The 14,680-nt window shown below is 35.2% G+C and carries 12 protein-coding genes; all 12 read right to left on the bottom strand.

Going from position 1 to position 14,680, the window contains the following annotated elements:
* Window positions 1–185: 185 nt before the first annotated feature.
* A complete protein-coding gene (ltrA, locus tag OEI98_RS03440; protein WP_266039612.1) occupies window positions 186–1,598 on the bottom strand; it encodes a group II intron reverse transcriptase/maturase in 1,413 nt (470 codons plus the stop codon).
* Window positions 1,599–2,050: 452 nt separating this feature from the next.
* Window positions 2,051–3,478, bottom strand: a complete 1,428-nt coding sequence (gatB, locus tag OEI98_RS03435) for an Asp-tRNA(Asn)/Glu-tRNA(Gln) amidotransferase subunit GatB (RefSeq protein ID WP_004402416.1) — start codon at window positions 3,476–3,478, stop codon at window positions 2,051–2,053.
* Window positions 3,478–4,944 carry an Asp-tRNA(Asn)/Glu-tRNA(Gln) amidotransferase subunit GatA gene (gene gatA, locus OEI98_RS03430; protein WP_004402417.1) on the bottom strand — a complete coding sequence of 489 codons (1,467 nt, stop codon included), beginning with the start codon at window positions 4,942–4,944 and terminating at the stop codon, window positions 3,478–3,480. The genes gatB and gatA overlap by 1 nt, the downstream gene beginning before the upstream one ends.
* A gap of 12 nt (window positions 4,945–4,956) precedes the next feature.
* On the bottom strand, window positions 4,957–5,244 hold the full coding sequence (gene gatC, locus OEI98_RS03425) for an Asp-tRNA(Asn)/Glu-tRNA(Gln) amidotransferase subunit GatC (protein ID WP_003868770.1): 288 nt from the start codon (window positions 5,242–5,244) through the stop codon (window positions 4,957–4,959).
* A 74-nt stretch (window positions 5,245–5,318) separates the two neighbouring features.
* The gene (gene ligA / locus OEI98_RS03420) at window positions 5,319–7,307 is read right to left on the bottom strand and encodes an NAD-dependent DNA ligase LigA (protein WP_004402418.1); all 1,989 of its coding nucleotides are present in this window, start codon (window positions 7,305–7,307) and stop codon (window positions 5,319–5,321) included.
* 17 nt (window positions 7,308–7,324) lie between these two features.
* Complete coding sequence (gene pcrA / locus OEI98_RS03415; protein ID WP_019907431.1) at window positions 7,325–9,460, bottom strand: DNA helicase PcrA; 2,136 nt, start codon at window positions 9,458–9,460, stop codon at window positions 7,325–7,327.
* 37 nt (window positions 9,461–9,497) lie between these two features.
* Window positions 9,498–9,800: a YerC/YecD family TrpR-related protein gene (locus OEI98_RS03410; protein ID WP_003868774.1), complete on the bottom strand. Its 303-nt coding sequence runs from the start codon at window positions 9,798–9,800 to the stop codon at window positions 9,498–9,500.
* A 304-nt stretch (window positions 9,801–10,104) separates the two neighbouring features.
* A complete protein-coding gene (locus tag OEI98_RS03405; RefSeq protein WP_003870489.1) occupies window positions 10,105–10,422 on the bottom strand; it encodes a PTS lactose/cellobiose transporter subunit IIA in 318 nt (105 codons plus the stop codon).
* Between the two features lie 21 nt (window positions 10,423–10,443).
* The gene (locus OEI98_RS03400; RefSeq protein WP_014062450.1) at window positions 10,444–11,760 is read right to left on the bottom strand and encodes a PTS sugar transporter subunit IIC; all 1,317 of its coding nucleotides are present in this window, start codon (window positions 11,758–11,760) and stop codon (window positions 10,444–10,446) included.
* Between the two features lie 12 nt (window positions 11,761–11,772).
* On the bottom strand, window positions 11,773–12,099 hold the full coding sequence (locus OEI98_RS03395) for a PTS sugar transporter subunit IIB (RefSeq protein ID WP_003870491.1): 327 nt from the start codon (window positions 12,097–12,099) through the stop codon (window positions 11,773–11,775).
* Window positions 12,100–12,121: 22 nt separating this feature from the next.
* Window positions 12,122–12,367 (bottom strand): hypothetical protein, encoded by a 246-nt coding sequence (locus OEI98_RS03390; protein WP_003870492.1) that lies wholly within the window; start codon window positions 12,365–12,367, stop codon window positions 12,122–12,124.
* 13 nt (window positions 12,368–12,380) lie between these two features.
* Complete coding sequence (locus OEI98_RS03385; RefSeq protein WP_074592576.1) at window positions 12,381–14,462, bottom strand: BglG family transcription antiterminator; 2,082 nt, start codon at window positions 14,460–14,462, stop codon at window positions 12,381–12,383.
* Window positions 14,463–14,680: the final 218 nt, after the last annotated feature.

Here is a 14,680-nt window from a genome sequence, read left to right as displayed (position 1 = left end):
TAATTATATCATCTAATGTTTACATATACAATATTATTTTACGAATTCAGTGAAAATTATTGAATAAATCAAATTTACTTGTAATTGTCATTTTATTGCGAATAAAATCGAGTAGGAGCTGAATAATTATTTTATTCAGCGTCCTCTCACACCACCGTACGTACCGTTCGGTATACGGCGGTTCATTAGGAATTGTGTACAATTAGATATCTTTGGGATAAACTCTTATAACCTATGCTTTCAAAGTATTTATTTGTAAGAGTCTTATTTAGGATTGGGCTATTGGATATTCTCCAGTAGCCTTTCCTTGTATTGGCGTATTCCCAGGCTTTTTGTTCTTCTACTCCTAGTTTTACTAAGTTATCATGCTTCGTTTTTATCTTCTTCCATTGTTTCCATATACATGCCCTTAGTCTTCGCCTTATCCATTCGTCAAGGGTTTTCATTATGCTTTTCGCGTCTGCTAATCCAAAATAGTTGACCCATCCTGTTGTTATTTGATTTAGTCTTTTTATTCTGTTTTCCATGCTTATTCCCTTGTTCCGATTGGTTATTTCTCTTACTTTTCCCTTAAACCTTTTGATGGATTTTTCATGGATTCTTATTCTTACTTCGTTTTCTCTTGTGTAGAATGAAAATCCAAGAAATTTTCTTCTCCATGGTCTATCTACAGCACTTTTTGCTTCGTTGACTTTTAGTTTTAATTTGCTTTCTATGAATTTCTTTATGCTCTTCATTACTCTGTTTCCTGCAGACCTGCTTTTTACATATATGTTGCAGTCATCTGCATATCGGCAGAATTTATGCCCTCGTTTCTCAAGTTCTTTGTCTAGTTCGTCCAACATTATGTTTGCTAATAGGGGACTTAATGGCCCTCCTTGGGGTGTCCCTTCTTCTGTTGATACTTTGATTCCGTTTATCATTACTCCTGATTCTAGGTATCTTCGTATTAACTTTAGTACCCTTTTATCTCCTATCCGCTTTTCTAGTTTGGACATTATTATGTCGTGGTTTACTCTGTCAAAGAACTTTTCTAAGTCCATATCTACAACCCACGTGTATCCTTCATTTATGTATGCTTCTGCGGCTTTTATTGCGTCTTTTGCACTGCGTCCTGGTCTGAATCCATAACTGCTATCAGAAAATGTATGGTTGTAGACTTTATTTAGTATTTGGGCTATTGCTTGTTGTATTAGTCTGTCTAGTACTGTAGGTATTCCTAGTAGTCTTTTTCCTCCATCAGGTTTGGGAATTTCTACTCTTCGCACTGGTTGTGGTTTGTATTTCCCCTCCAGCAGTTGTTGTTTTATGGTTGCCCAGTTTTCTTTGAGATACGGTAGAAGTTCATCTACTTCCATCCCATCGACTCCATGGCTTCCTTTATTTGCAACAACGCGCTTGTATGCTGCTTCCATGTTCCCTCGTTCTACTATCATTTCAAGCATCTTGCCGGTATATCTTTGTACCTCGTTTCTTCCATCTTCCGACGCCGATGATATACTATGCACTTCCGTTGTCTTTTGAAATTCCATTTCTCTATTCAACGGATAGCCTCTTTGTTGAGTTGTCTGCAGTCTCTGCATATCTTTCGAGTCCATAAGATTTCCAAAACCTCCTAACGTTCGGTCCTTCCTTATCTATTCATGTCTAGATAAGTACTATGACCTCTGCTGACTTCTCAAGGTTCAGCCATACATCACTGCATGGGTTGTCACTTCAGATTTTACTTCCATGACTTATCCTTGAGACCTCCCCGGGTAAGAACGATAACTTTCATCTCATATATCTGCCAGATTTACTGTATGGGATTCGGGTAGTGTTGGACTTCGTTTTGTTACGCAAACTCATCCATCCCAATTCAGCCTCTTATCTGGTTCTTGTTCATCAGACCGAGATTTTGCCTTAAGCTTCCTTCAGATTCCACCTCACGATGGACACCCTTGCTCTTGGCTAGTGGTTCCCACTACCAAGCCCACAGCGGACTTTCACCGCCTAGTTATCGCCCATGCCGGGCGCACATAAAAAATAGCCTACACTTTGTGTAGGCTACTTATTTCGACAATTCTTCTTTTAAGATTTGATTAGTAAGCTGAGGATTTGCTTTTCCTTTTGTCGCCTTCATAACTTGCCCTACTAAAAAGCCCATTGCTTTTTCTTTGCCGTTTTTGTAATCCTCTACTGATTTAGGATTTTCTGCTATGACTTTTTTGATAATTTCTCTTAATTCATTCTCATTAGCTATCTGTTTCAATCCTTTTTCTTCTACTATTACCTCTGGCTCTTTCCCTGTACCAAACATCTCTTCAAAAACAGTTTTAGCAATGGATCCGCTTATCACACCGTTATCAATTAATTTAAGCAACTTTACTAACATTTGCGGTGTTACTGGTACTTCGTCTATTTCTTTTCCTGTCTCATTCATGAGGCGAGAAAATTCTCCCATAAGCCAATTGCTTACAGTCTTTGGAGAATCATATTCGAGAACGCACTTTTCAAAAAAGTCGGCCATTTTCTTTGAAGAAGTTATAATTTTAGCATCATATTCAGGCAAACCGTACTCAGCAATAAATCTTTCTCTCTTGTGGTGTGGCATTTCAGGCAAAGACTTTCTAATCTCTTCTTTCCACTCATCTGTTACAATTATTGGAACTAAATCTGGTTCAGGGAAATACCTGTAGTCATGAGCTTCCTCTTTTGTCCTCATAGGCTCAGTAATTCCTTTTGATTCATTCCATCTTCTTGTCTCTTGTACTATTGTTCCGCCTTCTTCTAAGACTTTTATCTGTCTTTTTATTTCATATTCCAACGCCTTTTGAACGGCTTTAAAAGAGTTTAAATTTTTAAGCTCTATTTTTGTCCCTAATTCAGTACTTCCCACAGGCCTCACAGACACATTTGTATCAACTCTTAAAGAACCTTCCTGCATTTTGCAGTCAGAAACTTCGGTATACTCTAAAATGCTCTTTAATTTTGTTAAGTATTGATAAGCTTCTTCAGGTGTAGACATATCTGGTTCAGAAACTATTTCAATGAGAGGCACTCCTGCACGGTTGTAATCTACTAAAGAACCATCTGTATTTTCATGTAGCAACTTTCCAGCATCTTCTTCAATGTGTATCCTCTTTATTCCTATTTTCTTTGTCTGCCCATCTACTTCAATTTCTACATACCCGTTGCTGCACAAGGGAAGGTCATATTGAGAAATCTGATAAGCTTTGGGTAAGTCAGGATAAAAGTAGTTTTTTCTGTCCATCTTGCTGAAGTTTGCAATTGTGCAGTTTAAAGCAAGTCCCGCTCTTACAGCATATTCTACAACTTTTTTATTTAAAATTGGTAAAGTGCCGGGAAGTCCAAGACATACCGGACATACGTGGGTATTAGGTTCACCGCCAAATTTGGTAGTACAGCTACAAAAGATTTTGCTCTCTGTCAAAAGTTCGGCATGGACCTCTAAGCCAATCACTGCTTCGTACTTCATTATCTTGCACCTCCTATGGCCTGTGGTTTAGCATTAAATTTGTTAGCTTGTTCAAAGGCATAAGCGACATTTAATATTTTCCCTTCGTCAAAATGTCTGCCAATTATCTGAAGTCCAACAGGTAAGCCATCTGAAAGACCACAAGGTATGGATATGCCAGGGAGCCCCGCTATGTTAACCGATACAGTGTATATATCCGCTAAATACATGGCTAACGGGTCGTTTGCCCTTTCTCCAATTTTAAAAGCTACAGTAGGACTTGTTGGACCTATTATTACATCGCATTTTTCAAAAGCTTTTTCAAAGTCATTTTTAATGAGAGTTCTGACCTTTAATGCTTTTTTGTAATAAGCATCATAATAGCCAGAGCTTAAAGCATAAGTCCCTAGCATTATCCTTCTTTTTACTTCTTTGCCAAATCCTTCGCTTCTCGTAACCATGTACATGTCAATCAAATCTTCATATTTTTCTGCAATATGGCCGTATCTTATGCCATCATACCTTGCAAGGTTGGAACTAGCCTCTGCCGAAGCGATTATATAATAAGCTGGAAGAGCATATTCTACATAAGGAATAGATATATCTATGATTTCTGCTCCTAAATCCTGTAAAACTTTTATGGATTCTTGTACAGTTTCTTTTACCCCTTCTTCTATTCCCTCGCCAAAAAATTCTTTAGCCACTCCTATCCTCAAACCTTTAATATCTTCTTTGAGATAAGAAGTGTAATCAGGCTTGTCTATTTTTAAAGAAGTAGAGTCTTTTGGGTCATGCCCTATAATTGTATTTAATACAATAGCACAGTCTGTAACATCTTTTGTAAAGGGTCCAATCTGGTCAAGTGAAGAGGCAAAAGCTACAAGGCCATATCTTGACACCAATCCATAAGTAGGTTTCATCCCTACTACACCGCATAAAGAAGCTGGTTGTCTTATAGAACCACCTGTATCTGAACCCAAAGCAAAAGCCGCCTCGTCTGCCGCTATAGCTGCTGCAGAACCACCAGAAGACCCTCCTGGAACACGGGATAAGTCCCAAGGATTTTTTGTAGTTTTAAAAGCGGAATTTTCTGTAGAAGACCCCATTGCAAATTCGTCTAAATTGGATTTTCCTAAAATTATCACTCCTTCTTCTAGTAATTTTTCCACTACTGTAGCATTATAGGGAGGAATATAGTTTTCTAGCATCTTAGAAGAACAAGTGGTTTTTATTCCCTCAGTAGAAATGTTGTCCTTTATTATGACAGGAATGCCTGTAAGGGCCGTGTCCTCTCCCTTTTTGATTTTCTCATCTGCCTCTTTTGCTTTTTGCAAGGCAAAATCCTCTGTAATTGTGACAAGAGCATCTATTTTAGGTTCTACTTCTTTTATTCTTTCAAGATAGGATTTTGTCACTTCCAAAGCGCTGACTTCTCTCTTTTTGAGAAGTTCTCTAAGTTCGTGAATTGTCAAACTATATAATTCCATTTATGTACCTCCTCATTCTATAATCTTTGGCACTTTAAAACAGCCGTTCTCTTTATAAGGTGCATTCATCAATATTTTGTCTCTGTCCATTGAAGGCTTTACTTCGTCTTCTCTAAATACATTATGGATTGGCACTATATGAGCTGTAGGCTCTACATTTTCAGTGTCCAATTCGTTTAATTTGTTTACATAGTCGATAATTTTGCTCAGTTGCACTGTAAACTCTTCTATTTCCTCTTGCGAAAATTTGAGACGGGCCAGTTTAGCCACATGCTCAACTTCGCTCCTGCTAATAGCCATGTTACCACACCTTTCCTTTATTATTCACCTATTATAGTTTACCACAAAAACATATTTTTTGAAGGATAGAGTTTTTAAATATTTTCACCTTTTAGCATTTCTTCAAATTGTTTTTCATCAATTATCTTTATTCCTAATTCTTGGGCTTTTTTAAGTTTAGAACCAGGATCTTTACCTACTAATACATAGTCTGTTTTTTTACTTACTGAATTTGTAACTTTTCCACCTCTTTCTTCAATCATTCTGGTAGCTTCTTCTCTCGTGTAACTTTCCAACGCTCCTGTCAAAACAAAAGTTTTCCCTTCAAATATGTTGCTTACTTTTCCTTTTGAAAGTTTTTTCATGTTTACTCCAGCCTTTTTAAGTTTTTCAATTATCTCTACATTTTGTTTTTCTGCAAAAAAGGAAACTATGCTTCTTGCCATCTTAGGTCCTATGTCAGGCAACTGTGTAAAGTCTTCAAATTTTGCCTTCATGATATTGTCCATTGTCTTAAAATGCTCAGCAATCACTTGGGCAGCTTTACTGCCTATTAAGTTTATACCCAAGCCAAAGAGCAATCTATCTAAATCTCTTGTTTTGCTTTCTTCAATAGCATTTAATAAATTTTTAACAGATTTGTCCCCCATTCTTTCTAATTGTATTAAATCTTCGTATTTAAGATAATACAAATCTGCTATGTTGTGAATTAGACCTTTTGACAAAAGCTGATTTATTATAGCTGGCCCCAATCCTTCTATATCCATTGCATCTTTTGAAGCAAAGTGGATAATGCCTCTTAGAAGCTGTGCAGGACAATTTAGACCTGTGCAACGCCTTATAGCCTCCCCCGGAAGCCTCACAGCTAAAGCACCGCATTCAGGGCATCTATCTGGCATTACAAACTCTCTTTCTTGTCCAGTCCTCTCTTCTTTTACCACTTCTACTACTTCAGGAATGATTTCTCCCGCTTTTTGAACTATTACCGTATCTCCTATCCTTATGTCTTTCTCTTTTATGTAATCTTCATTATGAAGTGTAGCTCGGCTCACAACTGAACCTGAAATAGTTACAGGCTCTAATATAGCTGTAGGAGTAAGAGCTCCAGTCCTTCCTACTTGAACTATTATATCCAAGACTTTTGTCTTTTTCCTCTCTGCAGGATATTTAAAAGCAATAGCCCATCTGGGGTCTTTTGCAGTCTGTCCTAAAATTTCTCTCTTTTCAAGTTCATTTACTTTTACAACTGCTCCATCAATGTCGTAAGGCAGCTTATCTCGTAAGTTTCTTATCTCTTCTATTTCTTTTATTACTTCATCTATATTGCTACATTTTTTATGAATTGGTATTACTTTAAATCCTTGTTCTTTCAAAAATTCTAATGTCTCTATGTGAGTTTTAAATTTTCTACCCTCAATCTTCTGAAGGTTAAAAATAAAAATGTCTAAATCTCTTTTCGCCGTCACTTTAGGATCTAATTGCCTTAAAGAACCTGCTGCAGCATTTCTGGGATTTGCAAAAAGGCTTTCCCCTAATTTTTCTCTCTCCTCATTTAATTTTTCAAAAGAAGTGCGGGGCATGAAGACCTCTCCTCTTACAACAAGGCTCACATCATCCTTAAGCCTTAAAGGAATTGACTTTATAGTCTTTAAATTTTGTGTGACATTTTCTCCTACGATCCCGTCTCCTCTTGTAGAACCTACAGTAAATATGCCATTTTCATAAATTAGTTCCACAGATAAACCGTCAATTTTTAATTCTACTACGTACTCTACATCTCCCACTGCCTCTCTTACTCTTCTGTCAAAGTCTCTAAGTTCTCCCTCAGAAAAAGCATTAGCCAAACTTAACATTGGAACTACATGGGTAAAAGGCTCAAATTCTTTTAAAGGCTCCCCACCTACTCTTTGGGATGGAGAGTCTGGAGTTTTAAGCTCTGGATATTTTTCTTCTAATTCTATAAGTTCTCTCATCAGCATGTCGTACTCATAGTCTGAAATCTCTGGTTGGTCCAAAACGTAATATCTGTAATTGTGATAATTTATTTTTTCTCTCAATTCCTTTATCCTTTCTTTTGGCTCCATAATCCAACCTCCACAACTTAAGAAATAGCTTTAATAGGAGCAAACTTTAAGTCTAACTTTTTTATGCCCACATTTGGAAAGGCAACTGTAATCTCTTCTCCTTCTACTTTTACTACAGTACCTATTCCCCATATTTTATGCTCTACTTTATCTCCTAAATTATATTGAGCCTTTTCATAAGTTTTCCTTTCTACATAGCTAGATACAGGCCTATATTCTTCCCTTGGCTTTGATAACTCATGGTATCTTACTAAAAACCTCTCAGGTATTTCGCTTATAAAGCGAGAATAGGAGCTGTACTGAGATTTGCCGTATAAATTTCTCCTTCTTGCAAAGGTCATATATAGTTTTTCTTTAGACCTCGTAATGCCAACATAACAAAGCCGTCTTTCCTCTTCTAATTCATATTCATCTGTAAATGACTTAAAAGAAGGAAATACCCCTTCTTCCATACCTACCATAAAGACTATAGGAAACTCTAATCCTTTTGCAGAATGTAAAGTCATGAGAACAACGCTTTCTCCAATCTCTCCAGCCAAGTCAATATCAGAAACCAATGTTATGCCGGACAAAAATGCTTCTAAAGATTTGTCCTCTGAAGACTCTTCAAATTCATAAGCCGCATTTAAAAACTCATTTAGGTTTTCTATTCTTCCCTCTGCTTGCTCTGATTCTTCTTTTTCTAACTCCTCTATATATCCAGTCTCTTCTAAAATGTAATTTATTACTTCACTGACAGTCATTGTATCTTTTTTATCAATTAATTCTAAAATAAACTCCTTAAATTCTAAAAGGCTATTTTTAGCCCTTTGGCTTACTTTTGCATCATCTATTGCAAAAAAAAGACTGGTGTCTTTCTCCAAAGCTGTAGCCTCTAATGCTTCAATGGTTGCAGCTCCAATACCTCTTTTAGGAACGTTTATTATCCTTTTAAAAGATATGTCATCATAAGGATTTACAAGTATACGCAAATAGGCAATTATGTCTTTTATTTCTTTTCTGTCGTAAAACCTTAAAGCTCCGACCACTTTGTAAGGAATTCGCACCCTCATTAAGGCTTCCTCAAAAGCACGGGACTGGGCATTTGTCCTGTATAAAATAGCAAAATCCCTAAAACTTCTATTTTCTCTTTCTTTTAAGTTGATTATTTCCTGTATCACAAATTCCGCCTCTTCCCTCTCATTCTCTAATTCACAGAGAATTATCCTTTCTCCTTCTTCATTATTTGTCCATAAAGTCTTTTTCTTCCTTCTTATATTATTATCTATGACATAATTGGCTGCTTCCAATATTGTTTTGGTAGAACGATAGTTTTGCTCTAATTTTATAACTTTAGCCTCAGGATAATCCTTCTCAAAGTTTAATATGTTTTTTACATCTGCCCCTCTCCAGCCATATATGCTTTGGTCATCATCGCCAACCACACATAAGTTTCTGTATTTCTGGGCTAACATATTCACAAAATGGTATTGAGGCATATTTGTGTCTTGATATTCATCTACCATTATGTATTTAAATTTTCTCTGGTAAAAGTCTAAAACTTCGGGACTTTCCTTAAAAAGTTCAATAGTTTTTATAATTATGTCATCAAAATCAAGGGCATTGTTTTTCTTTAACTTTTTTTGATATAATTTGTATATTTCACTTATTTTCTTACTTCTATACTCATTTCCAAAAACATAAATATACTCTTCTGGAGTTACCATTTTATCCTTTGCAGAAGAAATAGCATTTAAGACAGTTTTCACAGGATACTGTTTTTCACTTAAATTTAGCTCTTTAAGGCATTCCTGTATTAAAGCCTTTTGGTCAGTAGTATCAAATATGACGAAATTTCTGTCATAGCCTATTTTGTCAATATCTCGCCTTAAAATTCTCACACAGGCAGAATGGAAAGTAGATACCCAGAGGTCACCTATATAACCTAATAAATCTTCTACTCTTGTTTTCATTTCTTCTGCCGCTTTATTTGTAAAAGTGATAGCCAGTATGTTAGAAGGGGATACTTTTTTCTCTTTTATAAGATAAGCAATTCTATGAGTTAGGACGCGAGTCTTGCCGCTTCCAGCTCCCGCTAATATCAAAAGAGGTCCTTCTGTAGTCATAACTGCTTCTCTTTGTTTGTCGTTGAGGTTACCTAATATGTTGTTCATTTTTTTCACTCCAATTTAGTCTTAAAAAAGCCCGGTTTTAATCCCGGGATTCTGTTTCTAATCTATCTAATATAATTTTATATCCATTTGCTCCATAATTCAATGCCCTATTTACTCTGCTTATGGTAGCAGTACTTGCTCCTGTCTTTTCTGCAATTTCTATGTAAGTCTTCTTTTGGCGAAGCATTTTTGCAACTTCCAATCTCTGCGCTAATGCCTTTATTTCATTTATTGTAGCAATATCTTCAAAAAACCTGTAACATTCCTCTATGTTTTTAAGTTTTAAAATGGCCTCAAATAACTGGTCTACCAGTTCATCCTTAATTTTGGATTCGTACATAACCAATCCCTCTTTCAAAAATAATTTAATTGTTTACAAATATATTGTACTTAATACACAGACAAATTTCAATACTTTAAAGTAATTTTTTATAACGTATACAAAATTAAGATGTAAGTGATATTGTAGACAAAAGGGCTGTATTTCCAATATCAGATAGTGAATTTCATGGCTTTGCTTTGCCACCCCTTAAGAAGGCAAAGTAAAAGGATTGTTTAGAATAGCAAGAGTAGATGACAAAAATGAAAAATGATGGTATAATTATAAAAAATACTACCCGGATTTCCGGGTAGTAAGTAGCTGCTTATTTTTGTCTTTTTTCTAATTGATTGACTCTCTTATAGAGTTCAATCATTCTTTTTATTAAGTTTTTTTCAGCAAGGGCTGTCATAAGCTGGTCTTGAGCATGAATTACTAGGAAATTAGGAGCTTCACTTTGCTCTCCTTGTGTCAGCATATTTTGGTATTTATGCCCTTCATAAAACTCTTCATCTGCTTTTTCAAGATGCTTCTCAGCTTCTTCAAAATCTCCTCTTTCGGCTGCATCCAATGCTTCATAAGCTTCCGCTCTTGCATTTCCTCCATGCAATACTAAGTTGTATATTATTTGTTCTAAGTCCATTAGTTTCACTCCCATCACAAATTATTCTTGGTCTTTTACTTCTTTTTCGTTCTTTAAAAGTTGAGCTTCATACATTTTAAAGAAGGGATAATATATAATCGCTGTTACAATTAAATTTACCAGCTGCAATAAAGCTCCTTGCCAATGGCCACCGGAAGATAAAAATCCGCTTATAAAAACTGGAACTGTAAAAGGCAATTGTATTAAAGGTCTGGGTACTAAGTTTACAGCAAAGGCAAAGTAATTTATTGTTACAACAGCTGCTGGAGCTAATATAAACGGAATAATTAGTATTGGATTTAACACAATAGGAGCACCAAAAATCAATGGTTCGTTTATATTAAATATTGCAGGTATAAGCTCAGCTCTTCCAATTGTTCTAAGTTGTGCAGAAGCAGAGAGTAAAAACATTATTGTCAAAGGCCATGTAGTACCTGAACCGCCTAAGTGGGTAAACACATGGAAGAAAGGTTCAGTTACAATACCTGGTAAAGGCAGTCCTTTTGCTGCAGCCTCTGCATTTGCAGCCAATTGAGCCATCCAGAAAGGATAAGCAATTGAGGAAACAACATTCATACCGTGAATTCCTAATGACCACAAAAGCATCATGAGTATTATTTCAGCTAAAGCTGCAGGATAACTATTTGATGCAGCAACAAGGGGCTTAAATAAGTCAAGCACCAATTGTGGCAATGTTATATGGAAGTTTGCCCATACAATCCATTCTACAATCCACGCTGACACTATCATTACAAACATAGGAACTAATGCTAAGAAGCTTCTTACCACATAAGGTGGTACACCTTCAGGCATTTTTATTACCAAACCACTTTTGTTAAAGAATCTCACAACTATTGCTGTAATTATGCCTATTATTATTGCTACAAACAAGCCTTGACCGCCGAGGTAATTTAGTACATCTCCAAAAGTAACTTTTGTCACATCTGTTGCAGGAAAGCTTGTTATAAAAAATGCCAACATTGAAATAATTCCTGTCATCGTCTCGTCGAGGTCCCATCGTGTAGCAAGGCTATAAGCTGTACCAAAGGCTACCATCATAGCCATTATCCCAAAAGTAAGTTGGAAAGGTATCATGATTTGAGCTGCAATAGGTTTTACTGCTTTTGCCCATGCATGTATAGGTGCCCAATTAATTCCCTCTGGTGGATTTGCTATAATTAAGAAAAGGGCACCAGTCAAAATCACAGGCAAAGCAAAGCTTGAAAATGCGTCTCTAATTGACTGCAAATACACATTTTGTGCTATACGAGCAAGAACTGGCATTAAAGATTCTTCCATCCACTTCATAAACCAATTGTTTGAAAGCCTATCGTTCATTTTATTCCCTCCTTAAACTTCTTTTCCACTTTTTTTAGCAAGCTCAATTATTTGATTTAATATTTTTTTGCCATCCATCATAGCAAAGGCCTGCATATCGACTATATCAACAGGGATATTGTATTTAGAAGCGATTGATTCAATTTCTTTTTTGAGATGTCTTACTTGTGGTTCTAATAATGCTACATCGTATTCCTCTGCCTTCTTTTTAAACTCTCCTGTACCGCCGGCATCTACTACAACATCCAATCCTTGCTTTTTAGCTTCATCTGTTACCTTTTTAGCAAGAGCACTGGAAGTTGCTCCCCAGCTGCAGAGTATTACTCCTCTTATTGCCATTTTTAACACCTCCTTTCAAAGATTATTTCATTTTTTTCTTTTTAAGTTTTTTATGTTGTTTTTGTAGGTTGCTATCATAAAGTTGTATCATTTTTATGACATAAGTCTGTATTGCAAACACTATTAACATAAAGGCACTTCCAAAAGCCATTATTTTTAAGCCATTAAGGAAGCTATCATGAAACATGGCATAAAATCCTGTAGAAAACCATACTACCCCCAAAAGCAAATAAAATATTTTTCTTTGAACTCTCGATATGCTAAACATTTTTGATCATCTCCTAAGTAATTATCCTTTTTATTTCTTCATAAAATTTTTTCAATAACACTTCTTTTATTTTTTCTTTGACCTCCTTTTGGGACTGTGCTTCGTTAAGAGTATTCACTAAATCTTCTCTTTCAATTAAAGACATACTTAAATCTCCCAAAACTTCAATTCCTTCTCTATCACCTTCTGGTGCTACCATTAAAAAAGCTGTCCTTATCTTTTCATAATCTCCTACAAGATTTTTCATTTTTACTTCCTCTATAACTTTTCCTACAACTACTAATGGAAAATCTATATTTTCAATTGTGCAATGGTATATAACAAATCCTTTGTTTGGTAATACTATTTTACCTAAGCTTTCTCTTTTTAAAAGTCTTCCTTTTATTTGCTCCTTTTGATTTTCATTAATTAAATTTTCATCTATCAAATTCTTAAGAATATATTCTATTATTTGAGAAGAATTTTCACCTTTTGCAGTCATGTAAGTTATGGTGTCGCATAGCTCCAAAATTCTCTTACCATAATTGGCTATGTGTAAAGCCTCTTTTTTAAAATTGCCTTCTTCTTCTTTTTTTATTCCATATTCCATAATAAAGTCTGTATTTAATGCCTTCTTTAGCTTTTCTACATCTTCCTTTAAAAGCAAGGGATTTACTACAACGACTTTTTTGTCTTTTATGTCAAGAGGTATTGTAGAAACAATTAAGTCTATATCATCTCTTACTTTTAAATCTTTTAGTTTTATGCTGGAGGTAACATCCACTATGTTTATTTGTGGAAACATCTGAAGTTTTGACATCAGCATCCTTGATGTTCCAATACCACTAGCACATACCACCATTATGTTGTACCTTTTTGCAGCCTCTTTTTTCCTCTCTAAAGCTGCACCAAAATGCATAGCAATATATCCAACTTCATCTTCTGGAATATCCATGTTTAATTTTTTTCGCAAAACATCGCAAACTCTATTACTTTTTTCAAAGAGCAAAGGATATTTTGTTTTTATATCCTCCAACAAAGGGTTTCTTATATCAAGTCCCATCTCCAATCTGTACACCGCCGGAACTAAATGACTCTTTAAGCCATCTTCCAAAAACTCATCTTCTGAAAAACTGACATCAAAAATTTTTTCTGCTTCCTTTATCATGTCCCGGGCAATAATCTCTATGTCTTTGTCATTGTAATTTTGAGTAGTTGACCTGTACTTTGCACCTATAAGGTGTATTGTCACATAGCCAATCTCATCTTCAGGTATAGGTATATCCAATTCTTCTTGTAAATATTTAGCTAACTTTTTAGCAAATTTGTATTCATTAGTTTTTTTAAGTTCCTGTAAATTGTCTTCACCCATTTCAATAGTTTCACCATTTTGAAGCCTTTTTATAGCCAAGGCAAGGTGAACGACAAGGCCTAAATAGGAACTTTCTACAATTTCATAGTCAATTTGCGATTTTAATTTTAAAATTGCCTTTTCTATTTTCAAGACAGTATCGTAGTCAATTAAGTTTAAAAGCCTCAAATCTATGTTTTTTTCAATATTGTTTTTTGCGAGATATCCTGTTTTTAAGAAATCAATCAAATCTGCAGTATCAAAATTCTCATACAAAAAGTTAGCTATAGCTTTTCTAAAAGAGTTTTCGCTTCCCGATATATAAACGCCATAACCCGGCTTTGTTATTAAAGTTAATCCCTGTTTTTCAATCCACTTTTCCAACTCTTTAAGGTCATAACTTATTGTAGAAGTGGTAACGCCAAATTTTTTGCTGAAATACTCTAATTTAACAGGCTCATTTAGCTGCAAAAGCTCTGACAATATCATTTTTCTTCTCTCTTCTGTTTCAAACTCTGAACGATATCCTACTATATCCAGCTTTAGCTTCTCAATATCAGCAACATTGCCTTCTATAACCAACCCATCAGTTTTATTTACAATTTTTGAGTTGTAATTTTTAACAAATTCATTTATAGAAGCAATTTCTCTGTATACTGTCCTTTTGCTTACATCAAATTCTTTCATAATGTCTTCCATTCTTGTATTTGAAGAGGACAGTATTTTTCTTAAAATTTGCAGCTGGCGCCCACTTAGCTTATTCATTTTACATCATCACTTTTCTGTGACATTAATTTAATAATAGTATCTCTTTTTACGTCTATATTATACACCTAATCGCTAAATTAACAAGGAAAAGATGTAAATCATCTGACATTAGCATTGTGTCATATTTTTAATTGTAAAAATATATAAAATAAGACCTCGTGAAAGCGAGGTCTCAAACTGTAGACAAACCTTTTATATAACATGTTGGCATTTTG

Source organism: Thermoanaerobacter sp. RKWS2 (assembly GCF_026240795.1).
GTDB classification, from domain to species: Bacteria; Bacillota; Thermoanaerobacteria; order Thermoanaerobacterales; family Thermoanaerobacteraceae; genus Thermoanaerobacter; species Thermoanaerobacter ethanolicus.
Note: the sequence above shows the minus strand (reverse complement) of the source record. Positions and strands in the feature narration are given on the sequence as shown.

Excerpts from the sequence above, each read along its gene's own strand:
- ltrA (WP_266039612.1), bottom strand. The coding sequence starts at position 1,598 with ATGGACTCGAAAGATATGCAGAGACTGCAGACAACTCAACAAAGAGGC.
- gatB (WP_004402416.1), bottom strand. The coding sequence starts at position 3,478 with ATGAAGTACGAAGCAGTGATTGGCTTAGAGGTCCATGCCGAACTTTTG.
- gatA (WP_004402417.1), bottom strand. The coding sequence starts at position 4,944 with ATGGAATTATATAGTTTGACAATTCACGAACTTAGAGAACTTCTCAAA.
- gatC (WP_003868770.1), bottom strand. The coding sequence starts at position 5,244 with ATGGCTATTAGCAGGAGCGAAGTTGAGCATGTGGCTAAACTGGCCCGT.
- ligA (WP_004402418.1), bottom strand. The coding sequence starts at position 7,307 with ATGGAGCCAAAAGAAAGGATAAAGGAATTGAGAGAAAAAATAAATTAT.
- pcrA (WP_019907431.1), bottom strand. The coding sequence starts at position 9,460 with ATGAACAACATATTAGGTAACCTCAACGACAAACAAAGAGAAGCAGTT.
- OEI98_RS03410 (WP_003868774.1), bottom strand. The coding sequence starts at position 9,800 with ATGTACGAATCCAAAATTAAGGATGAACTGGTAGACCAGTTATTTGAG.
- OEI98_RS03405 (WP_003870489.1), bottom strand. The coding sequence starts at position 10,422 with ATGGACTTAGAACAAATAATATACAACTTAGTATTGCATGGAGGAAAT.
- OEI98_RS03400 (WP_014062450.1), bottom strand. The coding sequence starts at position 11,760 with ATGAACGATAGGCTTTCAAACAATTGGTTTATGAAGTGGATGGAAGAA.
- OEI98_RS03395 (WP_003870491.1), bottom strand. The coding sequence starts at position 12,099 with ATGGCAATAAGAGGAGTAATACTCTGCAGCTGGGGAGCAACTTCCAGT.
- OEI98_RS03390 (WP_003870492.1), bottom strand. The coding sequence starts at position 12,367 with ATGTTTAGCATATCGAGAGTTCAAAGAAAAATATTTTATTTGCTTTTG.
- OEI98_RS03385 (WP_074592576.1), bottom strand. The coding sequence starts at position 14,462 with ATGAATAAGCTAAGTGGGCGCCAGCTGCAAATTTTAAGAAAAATACTG.